General features: G+C 64.6%; 19 protein-coding genes and 1 tRNA gene. 13 read left to right on the top strand and 7 right to left on the bottom strand.

Features of this window, described 5'->3' with window-relative positions; all coding sequences use genetic code 11:
* Positions 1 to 36: 36 nt before the first annotated feature.
* The gene (locus tag DPM33_RS27955; protein ID WP_112100631.1) at positions 37 to 963 is read right to left on the bottom strand and encodes a peptidylprolyl isomerase; all 927 of its coding nucleotides are present in this window, start codon (positions 961 to 963) and stop codon (positions 37 to 39) included.
* Between the two features lie 261 nt (positions 964 to 1224).
* Here DPM33_RS27955 and secA point away from each other — a divergent pair, with 261 nt between their 5' ends.
* Positions 1225 to 3957 (top strand): preprotein translocase subunit SecA, encoded by a 2733-nt coding sequence (gene secA, locus DPM33_RS27950; RefSeq protein ID WP_112100630.1) that lies wholly within the window; start codon positions 1225 to 1227, stop codon positions 3955 to 3957.
* 121 nt (positions 3958 to 4078) lie between these two features.
* On the opposite strand, the gene DPM33_RS27945 is transcribed toward secA, so the two are convergent.
* Complete coding sequence (locus DPM33_RS27945) at positions 4079 to 6664, bottom strand: helix-turn-helix transcriptional regulator (protein ID WP_112100629.1); 2586 nt, start codon at positions 6662 to 6664, stop codon at positions 4079 to 4081.
* Between the two features lie 318 nt (positions 6665 to 6982).
* On the opposite strand from DPM33_RS27945, the gene DPM33_RS27940 reads away from it, so the two are divergent.
* From DPM33_RS27940 to DPM33_RS27910, 7 genes are all read left to right on the top strand, one after another.
* The gene (locus DPM33_RS27940; RefSeq protein WP_112100628.1) at positions 6983 to 7255 is read left to right on the top strand and encodes a DUF4242 domain-containing protein; all 273 of its coding nucleotides are present in this window, start codon (positions 6983 to 6985) and stop codon (positions 7253 to 7255) included.
* Positions 7256 to 7367: 112 nt separating this feature from the next.
* Complete coding sequence (locus DPM33_RS36410; protein ID WP_167449248.1) at positions 7368 to 7517, top strand: hypothetical protein; 150 nt, start codon at positions 7368 to 7370, stop codon at positions 7515 to 7517.
* A gap of 268 nt (positions 7518 to 7785) precedes the next feature.
* Positions 7786 to 8238, top strand: coding sequence for a hypothetical protein (locus tag DPM33_RS27930; protein WP_245442427.1), 453 nt, complete (start codon positions 7786 to 7788; stop codon positions 8236 to 8238).
* Positions 8239 to 8557: 319 nt separating this feature from the next.
* Complete coding sequence (locus tag DPM33_RS27925) at positions 8558 to 9961, top strand: lipopolysaccharide biosynthesis protein (RefSeq protein ID WP_112100663.1); 1404 nt, start codon at positions 8558 to 8560, stop codon at positions 9959 to 9961.
* The gene (locus tag DPM33_RS27920; RefSeq protein WP_112100625.1) at positions 9961 to 11241 is read left to right on the top strand and encodes a GNAT family N-acetyltransferase; all 1281 of its coding nucleotides are present in this window, start codon (positions 9961 to 9963) and stop codon (positions 11239 to 11241) included. Before DPM33_RS27925 ends, DPM33_RS27920 begins: the two co-directional genes overlap by 1 nt.
* 36 nt (positions 11242 to 11277) lie before the next feature.
* The gene (locus DPM33_RS27915; protein WP_245442424.1) at positions 11278 to 12102 is read left to right on the top strand and encodes a creatininase family protein; all 825 of its coding nucleotides are present in this window, start codon (positions 11278 to 11280) and stop codon (positions 12100 to 12102) included.
* Positions 12099 to 13259 carry a YncE family protein gene (locus DPM33_RS27910; RefSeq protein ID WP_112100623.1) on the top strand — a complete coding sequence of 387 codons (1161 nt, stop codon included), beginning with the start codon at positions 12099 to 12101 and terminating at the stop codon, positions 13257 to 13259. The genes DPM33_RS27915 and DPM33_RS27910 overlap by 4 nt, the downstream gene beginning before the upstream one ends.
* A 45-nt stretch (positions 13260 to 13304) precedes the next feature.
* Here the strand turns inward: DPM33_RS27910 and DPM33_RS27905 are convergent.
* A tRNA-Leu gene (locus tag DPM33_RS27905) sits at positions 13305 to 13389 on the bottom strand.
* A 281-nt stretch (positions 13390 to 13670) separates the two neighbouring features.
* Between DPM33_RS27905 and DPM33_RS27900 the strand changes: the two genes are divergently transcribed.
* Together DPM33_RS27900 and DPM33_RS27895 are read left to right on the top strand one after the other, a co-directional pair.
* Positions 13671 to 14258, top strand: coding sequence for a YqaA family protein (locus DPM33_RS27900; protein WP_112100622.1), 588 nt, complete (start codon positions 13671 to 13673; stop codon positions 14256 to 14258).
* A 24-nt stretch (positions 14259 to 14282) separates the two neighbouring features.
* On the top strand, positions 14283 to 14801 hold the full coding sequence (locus DPM33_RS27895; protein ID WP_112100621.1) for a disulfide bond formation protein B: 519 nt from the start codon (positions 14283 to 14285) through the stop codon (positions 14799 to 14801).
* A 167-nt stretch (positions 14802 to 14968) separates the two neighbouring features.
* On the opposite strand, the gene DPM33_RS27890 is transcribed toward DPM33_RS27895, so the two are convergent.
* Complete coding sequence (locus DPM33_RS27890) at positions 14969 to 15526, bottom strand: HNH endonuclease (protein WP_027167440.1); 558 nt, start codon at positions 15524 to 15526, stop codon at positions 14969 to 14971.
* 110 nt (positions 15527 to 15636) lie between these two features.
* Positions 15637 to 16296: a DNA-3-methyladenine glycosylase family protein gene (locus DPM33_RS27885; RefSeq protein WP_112100620.1), complete on the bottom strand. Its 660-nt coding sequence runs from the start codon at positions 16294 to 16296 to the stop codon at positions 15637 to 15639.
* A gap of 305 nt (positions 16297 to 16601) precedes the next feature.
* Here DPM33_RS27885 and gluQRS point away from each other — a divergent pair, with 305 nt between their 5' ends.
* Positions 16602 to 17477: a tRNA glutamyl-Q(34) synthetase GluQRS gene (gluQRS, locus tag DPM33_RS27880; RefSeq protein ID WP_112100619.1), complete on the top strand. Its 876-nt coding sequence runs from the start codon at positions 16602 to 16604 to the stop codon at positions 17475 to 17477.
* On the opposite strand, the gene DPM33_RS27875 is transcribed toward gluQRS, so the two are convergent.
* The gene (locus DPM33_RS27875; protein WP_112100618.1) at positions 17472 to 17765 is read right to left on the bottom strand and encodes a hypothetical protein; all 294 of its coding nucleotides are present in this window, start codon (positions 17763 to 17765) and stop codon (positions 17472 to 17474) included. The genes gluQRS and DPM33_RS27875 overlap by 6 nt on opposite strands.
* Before the next feature lie 156 nt (positions 17766 to 17921).
* Here DPM33_RS27875 and DPM33_RS27870 point away from each other — a divergent pair, with 156 nt between their 5' ends.
* Positions 17922 to 18821, top strand: coding sequence for a DMT family transporter (locus DPM33_RS27870; RefSeq protein ID WP_112100617.1), 900 nt, complete (start codon positions 17922 to 17924; stop codon positions 18819 to 18821).
* Positions 18822 to 18928: 107 nt separating this feature from the next.
* Here the strand turns inward: DPM33_RS27870 and DPM33_RS27865 are convergent, their stop codons facing one another.
* On the bottom strand, positions 18929 to 19780 hold the full coding sequence (locus DPM33_RS27865) for a YihY/virulence factor BrkB family protein (protein WP_112100616.1): 852 nt from the start codon (positions 19778 to 19780) through the stop codon (positions 18929 to 18931).
* Positions 19781 to 19838: 58 nt separating this feature from the next.
* On the opposite strand from DPM33_RS27865, the gene DPM33_RS27860 reads away from it, so the two are divergent.
* Complete coding sequence (locus DPM33_RS27860) at positions 19839 to 20705, top strand: SDR family oxidoreductase (protein ID WP_112100615.1); 867 nt, start codon at positions 19839 to 19841, stop codon at positions 20703 to 20705.
* The last annotated feature ends 13 nt before the right edge of the window (positions 20706 to 20718 follow it).

Here is a 20718-nt window from a genome sequence, read left to right as displayed (position 1 = left end):
GAAGGCGCCCCTTGTAAATTGTCGGCCGGCGGCGGGTTACTTGCTGCCTTCCAGCGCGTCGATGGCCTTTTTGAGCTTTTCGTCCGGGATCTCGACCTTGGCGGCGGCGCGCAGGTCCTTGACCATGGCGAAATACTTGTCGCGGATCACCGCCTGCTTGGCCTGGTCCTTGACGTCGTCGAAGGCCGGCGGCTGCTTGGCGCGCTTGTCCTCCACCTTGATGACGTGCCAGCCGAACTGCGACTGCACCGGCTCTTTCGAATATTTGCCGACCTCGAGCGCGAATGCCGCCTTGTCGAATTCCGGCACCATCTGCCCCGGGCCGAACCAGCCGAGGTCGCCGCCATTGGTCTTGCCGCTCGGATCGCTGGTGTGCTCGTTGGCGAGCTTCTGGAAGTCGGCGCCGCCGTCGAGCTGCTTGATGATCGCGTCCGCCTCTTCCTTCGTCTTCACGAGGATGTGACGAGCGTGGATTTCATTGACCGGCGGCGTGTTGGCGATTTCCTGGTCGTAGCGGGCGCGGACTTCGGCGTCCGTCACCTTGTCGACGACTTCCTTCTCGACGACTGCGCCATGCAGGGCGCGCGCCTGCAGGAAAGCCATGCGGCGCTGGAAGTCCGGATCCTTGTCGAGGCCCGCATCGACCGCCTTCTTGGCCATGACGCGGATTTCGATCGCCGCCGAAAGCGCCGCGGCGCGGCGCTGCTCGGGCGGCATCTGCGCGAACTGTTGCGACAGTTCGCCTTCGGCGAGCTGCAGGTCGGCCTCGGTCAGCTTCTCGCCGTTGACGGTGGCAACCACGGCATTGGGATCGACCGGCGCCGCGGGAGCGGCGGCGGGCGCGGCGGCATCCGGCTGGGCCGGCGCGGTCTCCTGCGCCATGAGCGGCGACAGGCAAAGAGCCGAAAGCCCGAAAGCCAGGCCGAGGCTGGCGAGCGAGGCACGGCGAAACGACAAGGACATCAAGATAACTCCAATGGGATTGCCAATAAGGATCGCGTGAGCGAAGGGTTCCAGATCAGTCGGATTGTGGCGGAATTTGGCGCTGCCCGCAGGGCTAACGCGGCGTTGACATCGATTGAGCCCCCTCTTATCTGTCCAACGACTTGGCGTCCAGAACCGTTTTCCGGGCGCTTTTTGCGTTTGTCCGCATTCACGCGGATTTGATGGGCCCGCCCGGCGTCTGTCGCAAACGGCTAAAATTGCTATCGAAAGGGCCATTGGATGGTCAGTCTCGGCGGTCTCGCCCGTAAGGTTTTCGGTTCCTCCAACGACCGCCGCGTCAAGTCGACCCGGCCCCGCGTCGAGGCCATCAACGCCATGGAAAACGAGATGCGGGCGCTTTCCGACGCCGATCTCAGGGGCCGCACGGAAAAATTCCGCCAGGATCTCGCCAGCGGCGCTTCGCTCGACGATCTCCTGGTCCCGGCCTTCGCCACGGTGCGCGAAGCGGCCCGCCGCGTGCTCGGCATGCGGCCTTTTGACGTACAGTTGATCGGCGGCATGGTGCTGCACAATGGCGGCATCGCCGAGATGCGCACCGGCGAGGGCAAGACGCTGGTCGCCACCTTGCCGGTCTATCTCAACGCTCTGGCCAGCAAGGGCGTGCATGTCGTCACCGTCAACGACTACCTCGCCAAGCGCGACGCCGAATGGATGGGCCGCGTCTATAAATTCCTCGGCCTGACCGTCGGCATCATCGTCCACGGCCTTTCCGACGACGAGCGCCGCGACGCCTACGCCTGCGACGTCACTTATGCCACCAACAACGAGCTCGGCTTCGACTACCTGCGCGACAACATGAAGTACGAGCGCGCGCAGATGGTGCAGCGCGGCCATTCCTACGCCATCGTCGACGAGGTCGATTCCATCCTGGTCGACGAGGCGCGCACGCCGCTGATCATTTCCGGTCCGCTCGAGGACCGTTCGGAAATGTACAACACCATAGACGCCTTCATGCTGAAGCTCGGCCCGGCCGACTATGAGGTCGACGAGAAGCAGAAGACGACGATCTTCACCGAGGACGGCACCGAGAAGCTCGAAAACATGCTGCGCGACGCCGGCCTCTTGAAGGGCGAGTCGCTTTACGACGTCGAGAACGTCGCCATCGTCCACCACGTCAACAATGCGCTGAAGGCGCACCTGCTGTTCCAGAAGGACCGCGACTACATCGTGCGCAACGGCGAGATCGTCATCATCGACGAGTTCACCGGCCGCATGATGCCTGGACGCCGCTATTCGGAAGGCCTGCACCAGGCGCTCGAGGCCAAGGAGCATGTGCAGATCCAGCCGGAGAACCAGACGCTCGCCTCCGTGACCTTCCAGAACTACTTCCGCCTCTACAAGAAACTCTCCGGCATGACCGGCACGGCGCTGACCGAGGCCGAGGAATTCGGCAACATCTACGGCCTTGAGGTCACCGAAATCCCGACCAACCTGCCGGTCGTCCGCAAGGACGAGGACGACGAGGTCTATCGGACGGTCGAGGAGAAGTACAAGGCGATCATCAAGGAAATCCGCGAAGCCAGCGCCAAGGGCCAGCCGACGCTGGTCGGCACCACCTCGATCGAGAAGTCCGAGCAGTTGGCCGAGCGCCTGCGCAAGGACGGCTTCAAGAACTTCGAGGTGCTGAACGCCCGCCATCACGAGCGCGAGGCGGCGATCGTCGCCCAGGCCGGCAAGCCCGGCGCCATCACCATCGCCACCAACATGGCCGGCCGCGGCACCGACATCAAGCTTGGCGGCAACGCCGAGATGCGCATCGCCGAGGAATTGGGCGACATGCCCGAGGGCCCCGAGCGCGAGGCCAGGGAGAAGGAAATCAACGCCGACGTCGAGCGTCTGAAGGAAAAGGCGCTGGCCGCCGGCGGCCTCTACGTCTTGGCCACCGAGCGCCACGAATCGCGCCGCATCGACAACCAGCTTAGGGGTCGTTCAGGAAGACAAGGCGACCCCGGCCGCTCGAAATTTTTCCTGTCGCTGCAGGACGATTTGATGCGCATCTTCGGCTCCGAGCGCATGGACGGCATGCTGCAGAAGCTCGGCCTCAAGGAAGACGAGGCGATCATCCATCCCTGGATCAACAAGGCGCTGGAAAAGGCGCAGAAGAAGGTCGAGGCGCGCAACTTCGACATCCGCAAGAACCTGTTGAAATATGACGACGTCTCCAACGACCAGCGCAAGGCGGTGTTCCAGCGCCGCATCGAGCTGATGGACGGCGAAGGCCTGTCGGAGACGATTGCCGAGATGCGCGAGGGCGTCATCGAGGAGATCGTCGCCAAGAATATCCCCGAAAACGCTTATGCCGAGCAGTGGAACGTCGCTGGCCTCAAGGAGGAAGTGGCGCAGTATCTCAACCTCGACCTGCCGGTCGAGCAGTGGGTCAAGGAAGAGGGCATCGCCGAGGACGATATCCGCGAGCGCATCACGACTGCCGCCGACGCCGCCGCCAAGGAGCGCGCCGATCGTTTTGGTCCCGACGTGATGAACTATGTCGAGCGTTCGGTGGTGCTGCAGACGCTCGACCATCTGTGGCGCGAGCACATCGTCAACCTCGACCATCTGCGCTCGGTCGTCGGCTTCCGCGGCTACGCCCAGCGCGACCCGCTGCAGGAATACAAGGGCGAAGCCTTCGAGCTGTTCCAGAGCCTGCTCGGCAATCTCGGCCAGGCCGTGACGGCGCAGCTGATGCGCGTCGAGCTGGTGCGCCAGGCGGCGGACGCGCCGCCGCCCGAAGCCCCGGAGATGTTCGGCAGCCATATCGACGGCTCCACCGGCGAGGACGATTTCCAGGGCGGCGAGACGGCGCTTCTGATGCGCCAGGACACCAACGCCGTCGTCGCGCCGGAAAACCGCGACCCGAAGAACCCGGCGACCTGGGGCAAGATCGGCCGCAACGAAGCCTGCCCCTGCGGCTCCGGCAAGAAGTACAAGCACTGCCACGGCACCTTCGCCTGAAGCACCCCTTTCCTTCTCCCCGTTCAACGGGGAGAAGGTGCCCGAAGGGCGGATGAGGGGCAGCGCCGGCGTTCTGCGAACCAGCAGAAACGCCCGACCAGGCCTTCCTATCGACTGACGGTTACACCAGCCCCGACGCACGCGCAGCGGCCGCCGCCTCGCCGCGCGAAACGGCCTCCAGCTTCTCCAGCACCGCCGAAACGTGGTGATCGACCGTCTTCGGCGAGATCGCCATATGCGCGGCGATCTTCTTGTTGGAGAAGCCGCGCTCGATCAACTGCAGGACTTCCATCTGGCGCTGCGTGAGGCCGGCCTGGTTGGCGCGCGTCGCTTGCCTCGGTCCCCTGGCGATGTTGATCAACCCGCTCTGCCGCATCAGGCCGCGCACATGCTGCGTCACCGGCCTTGCGCCGAGCGCCTCGAAGATGTCGAGCGCCTCGCGCCGCGCTGCCTCGTCGCCTTGCAGCAAGGCTAGCGCCCGTTCGTAAGGAGCATCCATTTCCGCCCAGAGCGCGGCGGCGCCGCGCCAGTCGCCGGCCAGTTGCAGGCGATGCGGCTTAGCCATGCCGTCGGTGTCACCAGGATCGCTTTCAGGCGACAAAAGCTGGCGCCATATCGCCAGTTCGCCGAACACCGCGCGCGTCGGCGCAAGGCTTTCGGCATGAGCGATCAGGCGCAGCGCTTCTTCCCTGTCGCCCTCGCCCAGCCATGCCAGTTCGGCCATCACCGCGGCGAAGGGCACAAGTCGTTGCAACTCCAAGCCCTTGTCCAGGAACAGCTTCATCTCGTCGAGAACCGGTTCGGCCGATGGATCTCCCCGCCGGATGCGCAAGCGTGCCAGCGCGACGAGCGACGGATAACGCACCAACGGCGTCGTTGTCTCATCGTCGACGACCTCATGCGCCATGGCCGCGGCATCGTCCCACTGGCCGAGCCTCAGCAGAAGCTGCGCCTGCACGCCGCGCATGTAATCGCGCCAGGTCGCAAGGTCGTTCTCGACGCAATAGGCGATGCCGCGATCCAGGAACGCCGCCGCCTCGTTGAGATGGAACCTGTTCATCTCGACGCAGGCGCAGTTGGTGAAGGCGCGCGCCGCATGTTCCTGAAAGTTGCCCGTAAGGGCAAGTCCAAGGCTGCGGGCGAGATCGCGCCGCCCCTTGGCGAAATCCAGCCATTGCCCGGCTGCCCCGACATTGTTGAGGGCATGGCAAAGGATATCGGGCCGGTCGAGCCGCTCCGCCAGCTCGACCGCCTTGCCGCCGAACCTAAGCGTCTCCTCGAGCCGCTCGGCCAGCATCGCCAGCTGAGAGAGATTGGAATAGGCCATGGCGAGCTCGGGGCTGTCGGGCGCCGTTTCCAGAAGCTCCACCGCCTGCGCCCCGAACCGGTCCGCGCCTTCGCGATCGCCGAGCAGGTAGGCAAAGCGCGACAGGCATCTGAGACTGTCGCCCTCCTTGATCCGGTCGCCCAGCGCCTGGCGCAACTGGCGCGCCTGTCCTTGCGCCTCGATGGCCGCGTCGATGCGGCCGATCAGGTGGCACTCGAACGCGTGACCTTCATAGAGCTCCGCCCGTTCCTCGATCTGAAGGATATCCGCGTGCCGCAAGGCGACTTCATAATAACCGGCGGCGTCGCGATGCGCCCCGACGCGGGAGGCTTCGCGCGCAGCGACCGGCGCGAGTTCGCGCACCGCCTCGATGTTCTGCGCTTCAACCGCATGATGCACCAGCCTCGCCTTGGCCACATCCGGATCTTCCCGCAACGCCGCGAGCGCGCGCTCGTTGTACGCGCGGCGCTGGCTCGGCGTCAGCGCCATCTCGATTGCCGTGCGGGCGATCTCGTGCCGGAACGCATAGGCATCGCCCATGTCCTCGAGCAGCCCATGGGCGACGCATTCGGCGAGTTGACCGGCCGCCGCAATTCCGCAAAGCCCGCTGAGCGCCCAGGCGTCCGCGCGGCGCGGAAAAACGGACACCGCGTCGAGCATCGAGCGGGCGCCCGGCGACAATCTTTCGGCCCGCGCCAGCACGGCATCGCGCACGCTGGCGGGCAGGGCGCCGTCGCCTTTGGCGGCGAGCAACTCGGTGACGAAAAAGGCGTTACCGGCGCTCGCCCGGTAGATCGCGTCGCCGTCCCGCACGGCCGCCGCCGCAAGCGAGAGCACAGCGCTTTCGCTGAGCAGCGGCACGTCGATGCGCTGGACATTGCCGGCCGGAATCTCGCCCAGCGCCCGGCGCACGCGCATCTGTCCTTCGCTGCGGTCGGTGCGCGCCGTGATCAGAAGCAGGATGTGCGCGTTGGCAATGCGCCGGCCTAGGAAGCGGACGAAATCGAGTGTCGCGTCATCCGCCCAATGCAGGTCTTCGATGACGAGCAGGCAAGGGCCTTTCGCCTGGAAGACCTCGAGCGCCTCGGAAAACAGTGGCAGCCGATGAACCTGACGGTCTTCGATCGCCCGCGGCGGCTCCCACTGCGCTTCGCGAGCCAGGTCGTAGAGCGGCCCCAGCGGATCGGGAATGGAGAGGTCCTCGCAGGCGCTGCGAAGCACGGTCAGACCGTCGTCCAGCCGGCTTGCGAAGGCCTCGGCCAGCGCCGTCTTGCCGGCGCCTGCCTCACCCGACAGCACCACAACGCGGCCGCGGCCCGCTGTTGCATCCGCCAGCAAGGCGCTCATCTGCTGCAACTGCGTCTCTCGTTCCAGAAGCATCGTCACTCTCTCGCGAAATCGGAATTTCCATCGTGGGGCCCGCCGCCGCGATAGCCTGGCAGACGCCACTGTAATGTGACCTTCCACACATTAAAGTGCCATCTTCCACATCAAACGCCACAAAGATAGGGAATCGTCCCGGCCAATATGGGGAATGGCTCCGATGCGCGGCCTTTCCGGAAGTGGTGGTATCCGCCTCGCTCGAAACGAGCCCGGAGCAATTCCAGGAAAAGTGCGTAGCGGTCGGGCTCGGCGACTTCGCCGTAGCCTTCCGTCCGGAATTGCGAAGAACTAGAATCCACGAAAGGAACGACAATCGTGCCACGTTATCTCGTCGAACGAACTTTCCCGGAAGGCCTGAATGTACCGATGAACGATGCCGGCGCCACCGCGATGGGCGGCGTCATCGCCCGCAATGCCGAGAAGGGCGTCACCTGGGTGCAATCCTTCGTCTCGCCCGACAAGAGCAAGAGCTTCTGCGTCTACGATGCGCCGTCGCCGGAAGCGATCCGCAGCACGGCGCAGAAAAACGCGCTTCCCGTCGACAAGATCACGGAGGTACGGGTCCTCGACCCCTACTTTTATCGCTGACCGGACAGACCATGTCGGGCAGACCATACCCGTCGCCGGCGGACCTGACGCCGTGCCAGGGGGCGAGAATGTTTCCGCCGCGGCGGATACCGTCCCGCCACGGCGCGGCTTCATGCGACGAGCCGTGTCGGCGCTGCTTTCGCCCTTGCGAAATCCGCGCCGCCTTCTGCCACCGCAGGACGATTACCTGAAGCGCGACATCGGCCTGCATGAGCGGGAAAACCCGCGCGAATATTGGGAATACTGGTGGCATCACCGCTGATCCTGCGCAGAGCAATTCCAGGAAAAGTGTGAAGCGGTTTTCCGTCAGGAATTGCGTCAAATCAAAGAGATGGAGCAGTTCGCCGTTTCCCTGGAACGGTGAAATGCTCCAGTCGGGATCAGCGACCTTCCCTTTTCTAAACGACAGGCGCCGCCGGCGTGCGGAGTTGGCCTTGGCCGGCCGGCTGTCGCCGCTCGGACGCCCTCAATTGGAGAGACGAATGAACATTCAGACCTCGACCAAATGCTTCATCGGTGCCTCGATCATCATGCTGATGGCGGGCGTCGCCAACGCGGAAAGCGTCAATCCGCTCGCCGAGAAGGTGCGGGCGCAAGACAGCCGCTTCGAGGACGTCGCGGTGGCCAGGGCCGAAGGCTATGCGCCGATCCCCTGCGCCAGCGGCCTCACCGGCGGTGCCATGGGCATCCATTACGTCAACGCCGCCTATCTGAAGGACGACGCCGTCGACGTCGCCAAGCCGGAAGCCGTGATGTACGAGCCGATGGCCGACGGCACGCTGAAGCTGATCGCCGTCGAATACATCACCTCGAAGGGCCCGGCCTCGCTCGACGGCCACCTGTTCAACTTCAACACCGCGCCCAACCGCTACGGCCTCGGCCCGTTCTACGAGCTGCATGTCTGGGCCTGGAAGCCGAACCCCACCGGCGCCTTCGCAGATATGAACCCTAACGTATCGTGTGACGCGATGAAGGGGATGTGAGGGCACCCTCTTCCTTCTCCCCGTTTCACGGGGAGAAGGTGGCCCGAAGGGCCGGATGAGGGGCGGCGCCAGCGTTTGCAATTTACCGCCGTTCGTATCCGACAGTGGATGGATCCTCTGTTCAGGAACCGCCCTGCAAGAAACCTATTCGAGGCGCGGCTCACCCAAACCTCCGAAAGCCGGCGCCGCCCCTCATCCGCCCTTCGGGCACCTTCTCCCCGTATAGTGACGGGGAGAAGGAAGCGCCCCGCCCACGCTTTCTTAAGGTGTTTCGGATAGACCCAAACGCTGGAAAATGGCGGAAAACGGAGAGTTGTGGGTGCGCTTTTCCGCGGCAACGACTGCCGGGCGGTTCCTGCCGCAGCGCTGGGCGCTGCGCATGCGGCCGCTGCTTGGCCGCATCGATGCCGTGCTCTTCACCGCCGACGAGCGCGGCGAAGCCGGGCGCATGTCGCTGATCGCCTTCTCCATCCGCATCGTCAGCGCCTTCATCGCCTTCGTCAGCCAGGTGTTGATGGCGCGCTGGATGGGCTCGTTCGAATACGGCATCTCGGTGCTGGTTTGGGTGACGATGGTCATCGTCGGCAACCTCGCCTGCCTCGGCTTCCACACCTCGGTCATCCGTTTCATTCCGGAATATCGCGAGCGCGGCATGCTGGCCGAATTGCGCGGCATCGTGCTCGCCAGCCGCCTGTTCGTGCTCGTCGCCTCGACGCTGATCGCGGGCCTCGGAGCGCTTGGCGTCTGGCTGGCCTCGGACTGGATCGAGAACTATTACGTCATCCCCTTCATCCTCGGCGTCATCTGCCTGCCGATGATCGCGCTCGGCGATCTCCTCCAAGGACTTGCGCGCGCCAATTCCTGGGCCCTGCTGGCGCTGTCGCCCACTTATCTGGTGCGGCCGGTGCTGATCCTGGCGTTCCTGGCGCTGATGCTGGCCCTCCATTACGTGCCCGACGCCAAGACCGCGATCTTCGCATCGATCGCCGCCACCTATGTCACCACGCTCGGCCAGCTGATGGCGGTCACCTCGCGCATGGAGAAGAAGGTCCCGGCCGGACCGATGAAAGTACATTTCGGCCAGTGGATCCTCGTCTCGCTGCCGATCTTCCTGGTCGAGAGCTTCTTCTTCCTGCTCACCAATGCCGACGTGCTGATGGTCGGCGCCTATCTCGATCCCAATGACGTCGCCGTCTATTTCGCCACGGTGAAGACCTTGGCGCTGGTGCATTTCGTCTATTTCGCGGTCAAGGCCGGCGTTGCCCAGCGCTACGCGCAATTCACCCATGGCGAGCCGGACAAGCTCGCCGCCTTCGCCCGAGAGACCGTCTCCTGGACCTTCTGGCCCTCGCTTTTGATGGCGCTGCTGGTGCTGGTGCTCGGCGAGCCGATGCTGGTGCTGTTCGGCCCAGAATTCACCGCCGGCTATCCGCTGCTCTTCCTGCTGGTGCTTGGCGTCGTGGCGCGCGCCGCCGTCGGCCCCTGCGAAAGCCTGCTCACCATGAGCGGCAACCAGAACATCTGCGCCGCCGTCTATGCCATGACGCTTGCCCTCAACATCGGCCTCAACGTGCTGTTGATACCGCTTTTCGGCCTGTGGGGCGCGGCAATCGCCACCAGCGTTGCCATGGTGTTCGAGGCCAGCGCGCTCTCCTTCACCGTCTGGCGCAAGCTCGGCATCGTGATGGCGATCTTCGTGCCTGCAAAAAAGGAAGTCGCCTGATGGCCGCCGTCCCGTTGCTCGAAGAGACAAGCGGCGGCCCCGCCGGCGCCATGGTCTCCAACCTGGCCGGCCTGGCGCGCGAGGTCGATCCCGCGCATATCGAGCTCTTCGCCAGCAACCGGCCGGAGCGCAAGCTTGCCATCTACCCGGCCTCGGCCGGTTTCGACCTCGTCGAGGAACTCGACTATCTCTGCGCCCGCACGGTCGAGCCCAACGTCTTCTTCAACCCGCGCTTCCTGGCGCCGGCGATGCCCCGGCTGGAAGACCGCGAGGTGCGGCTGGCCGTGATCCGCGACGGCGACGAATACCGCAACCGGCTCAGGCTCCTGGTGCCGTTCTCGGTCGAGCGGCCGGCGATCCCTCTCGGCGTCCCGGTGATGCGCACTTGGTCGAGCCCGTTCGGCCCGCTCGGCACGCCGCTGGTCGATCGCGACGATCCGGTCGGCGTCATCGAAGATTTCTTCTCGATGCTGTCGCGGCCGCACCTCAAGCTGCCCAAGGTCTTCGTGCTGCCCGACATGCGCCTCGACGGTCCGGTGGCGACACTGCTCACCTCCTTTGCCGACAGCCGCGGCCTGACCATGGTCACCACCGGCAAGGTCGAGCGTCCGGTGCTCGAGAGCGATGCCGACGGCGAGGATTACCTCAAGGCCTCGCTGCGCTCGCACCACTATCGCGAGTTCCGCCGCCTGAAGCGGCGCCTCGCCGATCATGGCAAGGTCGAGCATGTCGTGGCGCGCGGGCCGGACGAGATCCGCCACGCCATCGAAAGCTTCCTGACGCTGGAAGCCGCCGGCTGGAAAGGCCGCGAACGCACCGCCATGGCGATCGACCGTTACCGCGCCGCCTTCGCACGCGAAGCCGTGCATCGGCTGGCCGAGCATGACATGTGCCGCATCCACATGCTGACGCTCGATGGCCGCACCATCGCCTGCCTCGTCGTCTTCGTCGAAGCCGGCGTCGCCTACACCTGGAAAACGGCCTATGACGAGGCACTCTCCGCCTATTCGCCGGGCACGCTTCTGATGATCGAGGTGACCAGGCAGCACCTCGACGATCCCAACATCGTCATGACCGATTCCTGCGCGGTGCCCGACCACCCGGTGATGAGCCGGCTGTGGGCGGAGCGCAAGCCGATGGGCACGCTGGTGATCGGACTGACGCCGGACGCCGACCGGCCGGCCCGCCAGGCGGCCTCGCAACTGCACCTCTACCGCGAGACCCGCAACATGGCGCGCATCCTGCGCAACCGCATGCGCAGCCTGCTGAAGCGTCGATAGGGCAATTCCAGAAAAGTGTATCGGGGCATGCATGTCGTGATCGGAAGAAGCGCGCTGCGGCGCATCTTGGCTGGCGCCGCCTTGCTGCTGTTCCTGCCGGCGGCATATCCGGCAAACGCTTCGGTCTTCCTGGAAGACCAGACCTGGACTGAGTTGCGTGACCTCGTCGCTGCGGGAACCACCACGATCATCATCCCGATCGGCGGCACCGAGCAGAGCGGTCCGGCAATGGCGCTGGGCAAGCACGATGTGCGGGTGAAATTCCTTGCCGAAAAAATCGCGACGAGACTGGGCGACGCGCTGGTCGCGCCGGTTGTCGCCTATGTGCCGGAAGGCAACATCGATCCCCCAACCGAGCATATGCGCTTTCCGGGGACCATCACGATCAGCGACAAGACCTTCGAGCAGCTTCTGGAGTCTTCGGCCCGCAGCTTCAGGCACGCCGGGTTCAAGACCATCGTGCTGATCGGCGACCATGGCGGCTATCAGGCCGACGAACGGCACGTGGCCGACCGGCTCAACGCCGAATGGAAAAAGAGCCCCATTCGGGTCTTTGCCGCGGTCGATTACTATCGGTTGGCGCAAGGTCCCTATACCGACAAGCTCCTGGCTGCCGGCGCCACCCGGGCCGAGATCGGAACGCATGCCGGACTGGCCGACACCTCGCTGATGCTCGCTATCGATCCGTCGCTGGTGCGCAAGGATCGCCTTGCAGGCCAGCCAAAACTCGGCGCCGGGGATGGCGTTTATGGCGGCGATCCGGCAAGGTCTTCCGCGGAATTCGGGCAGCTCGGGGTGGATCTCATCGTCGACGGGACGACGGATGCGATCCGCGCTTTCATCGCAAGTCAGCCAAAATGATCGAGACTATTCTGCGCTTCATCCGCCTTTGCGTGCCGCTTGCGCTGCTCATGTCACTGCTGTCCGGGACATCCTATGCCGGCTCCTGTCCGGAAGACTGTTCCGAGCCGCTGCCCGCCGTCAACATCTACAAACACACCGCCGCCGGCCATCTCAGCCCGGTGACGACCGGCGCGCTGCCGCGCGTCTATGTGCCGAACCGCTCCTCCAACAGCGTCTCGGTGATCGACACCGTCACCCTCAAAGAGGTCGACCGCTTCAATGTCGGCAGCAAGCCGCAACACGTCGTGCCGTCCTGGGACCTGAAGACGCTGTGGGTCGCCAACAACGGCACCGGCAGGAATGGCAGCCTGACGCCGATCGATCCGATGACGGCCAAACCCGGCCCGCAGATCCCGGTCGACGATCCCTACAATCTCTATTTCATGCCGGACGGCAGCGCCGCCATCGTCGTCGACGAAGCAATGCAGCAGCTCGATTTCCGCGACCCGCACACCATGGCGCTGAAATCGAGCCTGCCGACGCCGACTTGCCCCGGCATCAACCATGCCGATTTCTCGATCGACGGCTCCTACGCGATCTTCACCTGCGAATATGGCGACGGCGGGCTGGCCAAGATCGACCTCAAGAACCAGAAAGTGCTCGGCCACCTCGATCTCTCGAAGATGGGCATGCCGCAGGACGTCCGCCTGTCGCCCGACGGCAAGGTCTTTTACGTCGCCGACATGATGAATGACGGCGTCTTCCTGATCGACGGCGACAGTTTTCGGGAGATCGGCTTCATCCCGACCGGCATCGGCACGCATGGCTTCGTCGTCAGCCGCGACGGCAAGCGCCTCTATGTCTCGAACCGCGGCTCGCACAAGATGGAGCAGGGCAAGGCGAAGGGCCCGGGCAGCGTGACGGTGATCGACTTCGCCACGCGCGCGGTCGTCGCGCAATGGCCGATCCCCGGCGGCGGCAGCCCCGACATGGGCAATGTCAGCGCCGACGGCAAGCAGCTATGGCTCTCCGGCCGCTTCGACAGCGAGGCCTACATGATCGACACGGCGAGCGGCGCCGTGACCAGGATCCGCGTCGGCGTCGAGCCGCACGGCCTGACGGTGTGGCCGCAGCCGGGGCGGTACTCGCAGGGGCATACGGGGAACATGCGGTAGGGTGCTCTTGGGCGGCTTGCCACCCGAAGCGCGCAGCGCGAAGAATGGTGCCCCTAGCCGGGATCGAACCAGCACTCCTTGCGGAACTCGATTTTGAGTCGAGCGCGTCTACCAATTCCGCCATAGGGGCTCAGGCCGGGCGGCCTGGATGGGCGCGGACTATACGGTCGGACGGGCTTTCGTCAACTGGCCTGTTGCGGATTTGACGGCGCCGCTTCGGCCAAACAGCGTCTTACGGTTTTCGCAAGGGCACTAGCCATTGTGCGGCGCCGGAAATCTTTCTAGACACGCGATGCATTGAAGCGCCGCCCCCATCCAGAAAGGTGGATGCGGCGCTTTGGGTCCTTGTCTTCCTGCCTGTCGTTGCCCAAAACCGCTAAGCGCCTCGGGTGGCATGCATTAGGAGAGCCGATGCTTCGCGGACTTTACGACTGGACGCTGTCGCTGGCGGCGCGCAAATCCGCCGAATGGTGGCTGGCCTTCATCGCCTTCGTCGAAAGCTCGGTGTTCTTCATCCCGGCCGACGTGCTGTTCCTGCCGATGGCGCTGGCGCGGCCCGAACGCGCCTATCGCTACGCGCTGACCGCCACTGCGGCGTCCGTGCTGGGCGGCATTGCCGGCTGGCTGATCGGCTACTACGCGTACGACACGATCGCGCGGCCGATCCTGGAGCATTTCGGCGGCCTCGACACGTTCGAGAGGTGGCAGTCGTCGGGCGCCGGGCTGATGCTGGTGCTGCTCGTCACGTCCGGCGCCGCGCACCTGCCGCCGATCAAGGTGGTCACCATTCTGGCCGGCGCGCTTCACGTCAATCTTTTGGTCTTCATCGTTTCGGCCGCCGTGGCGCGCGGCGCTCGTTTCCTGCTGCTGGCCTGGCTGTTGCGCCGCTATGGCGAAGAGATCAGGGAGTTCATCGAAAAGCGCTTGGGATTGATTGTCGGCGCCGGCGCGGCTGCCCTGATTTTGCTCTATATCCTCGTCAGATACGCCCACGGATAGCGACGCAACAAACGGACCCGATCGATGACAGCGACCATGAATGCCGACACCGGACGCCAGCGCACGCGCGCGGCGCTGTTTCTCGCCGTCGCCATGGCCGCGACCGTCGGCTCGGCGCTGGCCTTCCAGTATATCGGCGGCTACATCCCCTGCCATCTCTGCCTCGAGCAGCGCACCCCCTACTATATCGGCGCGCCGCTGATGCTGTTGGCGGTGATCGCCTCGATGCTCGGCGCACCGGCCTGGGTGACGCGCGGGCTGCTCACGATCGGCGGCCTTCTGATGCTCTACGGCCTCTATCTCGGCGTCTACCATTCCGGAGTGGAATGGGCGTGGTGGAAAGGCCCGGCCGATTGCACCGCCGGCGCCGGCCCGGTCGACACCGGCGGCAAGGGCGTGCTCGACGCGCTCGACAAGTTCGTGCCGCCCTCCTGCGACAAGGCAGCCCTTCGCATCCTCGGCCTCTCGCTCGCCGGCTGGAACGCCATCGCCAGCCTCGTGCTCGCCGCCGTCGCCTTCCGCAGCGCGTTGTCCCGCGACTGAGCCAATTTTCCATTGGACGGCACGGCGGAGAGTTCGTCCGGAAATTCGCCAGCCCGGATTGGCTGGCGCGGCTTTCGAGAACCGGAGCGGAGCGTACTTAAGTACGTGAGCACCGGAAGCGCAGAAAGCTGCGGCAGACGGCCGGGCTCGCGGATTTCTGCCGAACTCTAAGGTTCCAGTTCGACGTCCCAGTAAAGATAATCCATCCAGCTTTCATGCAGATGGTTGGGCGGAAACAGGCGGCCGTTGTTGTGCAGGTCGTGCACCGTTGGCTGATAAGGCTTCTGCAGCGGCCACATCTTGGCCTGCGCCGGCATCATGCCGCCCTTGCGAAGATTGCAGGGCGAGCAGGCTGCGACGACATTCTCCCAGGTCGTCGCCCCGCCGCGATGGCGCGGGATGACATGGTCGAAGGTCAAATCCTCCGGCGTGCCGCAATATTGGCACTGGAAACGGTCGCGCAGGAACACGTTGAAGCGCGTGAAGGCGGGATGCCTGGACGGCTTCACATAGGCCTTGAGGCTGACCACGCTCGGCAGCTTCATCGAGAAAGTCGGCGAGGAGACGGCGTGCTCGTATTCGGCGACGATGTTGACCCGGTCGAGGAAGACAGCCTTGATGGCATCCTGCCACGACCAGAGCGACAGGGGGTAATAGCTGAGCGGGCGGTAGTCCGCATTCAGCACCAGCGCGGGAAGCCCATCCGGAGATACGGCAACCGTCACGTCCTTGCCTCCTTGGTTCCAGAACCGAACGGCGCGGATACTGTAAGCCCGACATGACAGGGATGTGAAGCGGATTGTCGTGCGACCAAATCCCCAAAACCGCATGATTTTCAGGGTTTTTCGGCCATTTCGGCGGGAGGCGCCGCGTCCCTGCCCTTCAGTTCCCGGTAGTAGGCCCAGAAAAGCCGCGACGCGACCCCTCGCCACGGGCTCCATGATTCGGCCAGCCGGATAAGCATTTTCTCCGGCGGACGCGGGTCGATGCCCAGCGCACGGCCGACCGCCGTTTGCAGGGCGACGTCGCGCGCGGGAAACACATCGGGATGGCCGGCGGCAAACAAAAGGTAGCATTCGGCCGTCCAGGGACCGATGCCGGGCACGGCCGTCATCGCGGCGATCGCCTCGCCGGCATCGAGCGTGCACAGGTGAGCGAGATCGAGCCCGCCGGCCACGGCTTCGGCGACGGCGAGCAGCCCGCGCTGCTTCGGCCGCGACAGCCCGGCCTCGCGAAATATGTCCTCGCCGGCGGCAAGGATCCCCTGCGGCGTCAGTGGATCGACCAGCTTGACCAGCCGCCCGAAGATGGCGTCGGCGCTGGCGCGGGAAACTTGCTGTGAAACGATAATGGAAGCAAGGCTCCTGAACCCCGGTTCCGACAGCCGCAGCGGCACCTCGCCTGCCTTGCAGCGCACGGTCTCCAGCCGCGGATCGATAAGGCAGAGCGCGTCGAGCCCTGTCGCAATGTCGTCGAGCGAAGCGATGCGTTGCACGTTGCTTGTTCCCAGGGCGCCCGCGAAGTGGCAATTGATGGCTAAGAGACTGTTTCGAAATTCGCCCTGGCGAGCCATATGGTGGTGGTTTCGAGAACCGGAGCGCAGCGGACATTCAGGTCCGTGAGCACCGGCCTACGCCGGCAGTAGCCTTAATTTAACTGCCATGCCACTCATGAGTGCTTCGGCCGGCGAAGGCCGGAAGCGCAGAAAACGCCGCCAGATGGCCGCCGGGGTAGAATTTCCAAACAGGCTCTAATTACCAATTGGCAAAAGCACCTATCAACCCGAACGCCGCCTCAGAGATGACGCTCCTGACATTCCGCTTCGCGCCCAGCCCCAATGGCGAGCTGCATCTCGGCCACGCCTATTCCGCCCTGCTCAACCAGCGGATGGCGGCGCGGGCCGGCGGGCGGATGCTGCTGCGCATCGAGGATATCGATGTGACCCGCTGCACGCCGGAATTCGAAGGCGGCGTTTTGCGCGACCTCGAATGGCTGGGATTGCAGTGGGAAAAGCCGGTGCGCCGCCAGTCCGAGCATTTTGCCGAATACCGGGCGGTGCTCGACCGGCTGATCGCCGAGGAACTCGTCTATCCGGCCTTCATGAGCCGGGGCGAGATCCGCGCCTTCATTGCCGAGACCGAAAAACGCGGCCGCGACTGGCCGCGCGACCCCGACGGCGTGCCGCTCTACCCGCCGCTCGACAAGGCCCTCCCGGCCAGGGAGCGCAAGCGGCGGATTGCCGAGGACATGCCTTTCGCCTGGCGTCTGGATGTCGAGGCGGCAATGGCGCGCGTCCCGGCCGGCCTGTCATGGACCGAGTTCACTGACGAGACGATGTCGGCGACGCGCGCTATCGAAGCGCAACCGCAGGCATGGGGTGACGTCATCCTCGCTCGTCGCGACATTCCGACCAGTTACCATCTCGCCGTCGTCCTGGACGACGAGTTGCAGGGCGTCAGCCATGTGGTGCGCGGCCAGGACCTCTATTCGGCGACAAGCGTGCAGCGACTGCTGCAGGAATTGCTCGGCCTGCCGGCGCCGCGCTATTTCCACCACCGACTGATTCTCGGCCCGGACGGCAGGAAGCTGTCCAAGAGCTTCAAGGACACCGGTCTTGCGGCACTCCGAGAGGCCGGTATGTCGCCGCGGGACATTACGCGATTGGTTGGACTATGATCCCAGCCGCGCCAGCCCGGCCTTGATCAGCGCCAGCACGCTGATGAAGGCAAAGGCGCCGCCGAGCCCCCAGGCAATTGCCATCTTTGGATCGCTCAGGTTGACGCCATGCCTGTTGGCGACCGTCACGGCGGCAAAGAAGCCGAAGATGAACAGCAGCGTGTTGCCGGTCGGACCGAAGCCGCCTTCCTTCATGATCGCGTCGAGCGCGGTGCCGAAGAAGAAGCCGAAAGCGGCAATGATCGCGAAACCGAACAAAAGCGATGTCGAATCGAGATGCAAAAACATGCCCTCGCCATGGCGCGGCACAGCGCCATGCCCCCTGTTGGCACGGTTTGTTGAATTCAACTTAGCTTATGGATCAACCGTTTCGTTTTGCTTGCCGGATTGAACGGCATTAGAGCAATTGCCGTCATCAACCTTTCACCTCGGCAGCCTCCCTCCATGCAGAGCATCAAGCGGTTCATCCCCGCCTCCTTCGTCGTTTTATGGGCGACAGGCTTCATCGGCGCGCGCTATGCCATGCCGTGGGCGGAGCCGTTCACCTTCCTTGCCATTCGTTTCGTGATCGCTGCGATCCTGTTTGCCGGCCTCACCTTGCTCCTTGGCTCGCGCCGGGCGACGCGCGAGGAGGCGCTGCACGCGACGGTGGCCGGCGTGCTGATGCATGGCGTCTATCTCGGCGCCGTGTTCTGGGCGATCCACCGGGGCATGCCGGCCGGGTTCTCGGCATTGATCGTCGGCCTGCAGCCGCTGATCACCGCCGTGCTTGCGGGCAGATTCCTCGGCGAGGCGATCCTCCCCCGCCATTGGGCCGGGCTCGCCGTCGGGCTTTTGGGCGTCGTCATCGTGCTATGGCCGAAGCTCGGAGCGGTCGGCGGCGGCGTGACCGCGGCAACATTGACCGCTTCGCTGGTCTCGGTGCTCGGCATGAGCGCCGGCACCATCTGGCAGAAGCGCTACGCCTCCGGCGGCGATCTCGTTTCGGCGACGATGTGGCAATATGTCGGCGGTTCCGTCGTGATGATCCTGGGCTCGCTCGCCTTCGATACGCGCGCCGTCACCATCAATGGCGAGTTGATCTTCGCCATGGCCTGGCTGGTTCTGGTGCTGTCGGTCGGCGCCATATTTCTGCTGATGGTGATGATCCGCGACGGCGAGATGTCGAAGGTCGCCTCGCTGTTCTACCTCGTGCCGGCCGTCACCGCGATCATCGCCTGGGTGCTTTTCAACGAGCAGCTCAACCTCGCGCAGATCGCCGGCATGGCGATCGCCACGCTTGGCGTTGCCCTGGCAACGGCGCGGCAGGCGAAGGGAAGGGGAACTGAGGAACTGAGGAACTGAGGAACTGAGGAACTGAGGAACTGAGGAACTGAGGAACTGAGGAACTGAGGAAGTACGCCGCCTTTTCTCCAATTCCTCAATTCTCAGTTCGTCTCCCCTGGGCCAACTCACCCGACGCGCGCGCGCGCTTCCAGATAGCGGCTGATCGCGGCGTTGAGCTCGCCGCCGAGGATGAAGATGGCCGAGATGATGTAGAGGAAGACGACCGCGATCATGATCGAGGCGAGCCCGGCGTAAGTCGTCACATAGGACGAGAAATGGTCGAGGTAGGTGGCGAAGATCGTCGAGCCGACCAGCCAGGCGACCAGCGTGAAGACGATGCCGGGGATGATCGAGACGAAGCGGCGCTTGCCGGCCGGCAGCCAGATATGCACCGAGAACAGCCCGATGACGATGACCGTCGAGGCGATGACGTAACGCCAGATGGTGATCGTGCCCATATAGGGCTTGATCCATTCCAGATGCGCTTCCGCCAGCCGCGCGAGCAGCGGCGCGAACACCAGGAGCACGCTGATGGCCAGGAAGCAGGCGGTGGCGATCAAGACGAAGATGATGCTCTGCACCCTGCGGTGGATGATGCCGCGCGTCTCGGTCACCCGATAGGCGCGGTTCAGCGAGGTGCGCAGCGCCTCGATGCCGTTCGAGGCGAAATAGGCCGCAAGCAGCACGCCATAGGTCAGAAGGTCGGTGCGCCTGACGGTGAGCACGTTCTGCACCTCATGCGCGATCGGCTTGGCGATCTGCTCCGGCCATGTGTCGAAGACCAGATGCACGGCCGTGTCGGCGAAGGCGCGCGCGCCGAGGAAGCTGGCAAGCGTCGTGGCGAAGATCAGGAAGGGAAACAGCGCCATCAGCGAAGTGATCGCCAGATGGCTGGCCATCGCCCAGCCGTCATCGGTGTTGAAATGGCCGACCGCATCGTAGAGCACGCGCTTGAGGGCGACGATGTTCCGCAGCAAGGGCTCGCGCTCCGCTCGATTGTGTCAACGCCGCGAATATGGGAAGTGATTGCGGCAAATGGCAACCCCAGGTCTCACAACGCGCCCCGCCATCGAAGAGTTGCGCACCATCATCGTCACCGGAGCATCCTCCGGCATCGGCGCCTATTGCGCGCGGGCGTTGAAGGCGGAAGGTTGGCGGGTCTTCGCCACGGCACGCAAGCCGGCAGACATTTCGGCTCTTGAGGCCGACGGCATAGACGCCTTCTATCTCGACTATCGCGAGCCGGACTCGATCGCGGCTCTGATCGATGCCGTGCTGGAGCGCACCGGCGGCCGGCTCGATGCGTTGTTCAACAACGGCGCCTACGCGCAGCCCGGCGCCGTCGAGGATCTGCCCGTGGAGGCGCTTCGCGAGCAATTCGAGGCCAACTTCTTCGGCTGGCACGATCTGACCAGGCGCGTCATGCCGGTCATGCGCCGCCAGGGGCACGGCCGCCTCGTCCACTGCTCCTCGATCCTCGGCCTCGCCCCGGTCCGCTTCCGCGGCGCCTACTCGGCGTCCAAGCACGCCGTCGAAGGCCTGATGCTGTGCATGCGCCAGGAACTCGAAGGCAGCGGCGTCCACCTCTCGCTCATCGAACCGGGCCCGGTGACCTCGAAGATCGCCAGCAACGGCTTGCCCTGGTTCCTGAAAAACATCGACGTCGAGAATTCCGTCCACCGTGCCGACTATCAGGCGCAGCTCGCCAGGCTTCGGGCCGGCGGCAGCGTGTCGAAGCTGAAGCCCGGACCGGAGATCGTGCACAAGGCGCTCCGCCACGCGCTTCTGTCACAGCGCCCGCGCCCGCACTATGTGGTAACGGTGCCGGCTAAGATCGGCGCGGTGTTGAAACGCATCTTGCCGGCGTCCCTGCTCTATCGCGTGCTCGCCAGACGCGCCTGACCGAACCTGAACC

Source organism: Mesorhizobium hawassense (assembly GCF_003289945.1).
Lineage (GTDB): Bacteria > Pseudomonadota > Alphaproteobacteria > Rhizobiales > Rhizobiaceae > Mesorhizobium > Mesorhizobium hawassense.
The sequence above is the reverse complement of the archived record's forward strand: the minus strand, read 5'-3'. Positions and strand labels throughout refer to the sequence as shown.

Coding starts and splice junctions, on each gene's coding strand:
- DPM33_RS27955 (WP_112100631.1), bottom strand. CDS start 963: ATGTCCTTGTCGTTTCGCCGTGCCTCGCTCGCCAGCCTCGGCCTGGCT.
- secA (WP_112100630.1), top strand. CDS start 1,225: ATGGTCAGTCTCGGCGGTCTCGCCCGTAAGGTTTTCGGTTCCTCCAAC.
- DPM33_RS27945 (WP_112100629.1), bottom strand. CDS start 6,664: ATGCTTCTGGAACGAGAGACGCAGTTGCAGCAGATGAGCGCCTTGCTG.
- DPM33_RS36410 (WP_167449248.1), top strand. CDS start 7,368: ATGCGACGAGCCGTGTCGGCGCTGCTTTCGCCCTTGCGAAATCCGCGC.
- DPM33_RS27930 (WP_245442427.1), top strand. CDS start 7,786: ATGCTGATGGCGGGCGTCGCCAACGCGGAAAGCGTCAATCCGCTCGCC.
- DPM33_RS27920 (WP_112100625.1), top strand. CDS start 9,961: ATGGCCGCCGTCCCGTTGCTCGAAGAGACAAGCGGCGGCCCCGCCGGC.
- DPM33_RS27910 (WP_112100623.1), top strand. CDS start 12,099: ATGATCGAGACTATTCTGCGCTTCATCCGCCTTTGCGTGCCGCTTGCG.
- DPM33_RS27900 (WP_112100622.1), top strand. CDS start 13,671: ATGCTTCGCGGACTTTACGACTGGACGCTGTCGCTGGCGGCGCGCAAA.
- DPM33_RS27895 (WP_112100621.1), top strand. CDS start 14,283: ATGACAGCGACCATGAATGCCGACACCGGACGCCAGCGCACGCGCGCG.
- gluQRS (WP_112100619.1), top strand. CDS start 16,602: ATGACGCTCCTGACATTCCGCTTCGCGCCCAGCCCCAATGGCGAGCTG.
- DPM33_RS27875 (WP_112100618.1), bottom strand. CDS start 17,765: ATGTTTTTGCATCTCGATTCGACATCGCTTTTGTTCGGTTTCGCGATC.
- DPM33_RS27870 (WP_112100617.1), top strand. CDS start 17,922: ATGCAGAGCATCAAGCGGTTCATCCCCGCCTCCTTCGTCGTTTTATGG.
- DPM33_RS27860 (WP_112100615.1), top strand. CDS start 19,839: ATGGCAACCCCAGGTCTCACAACGCGCCCCGCCATCGAAGAGTTGCGC.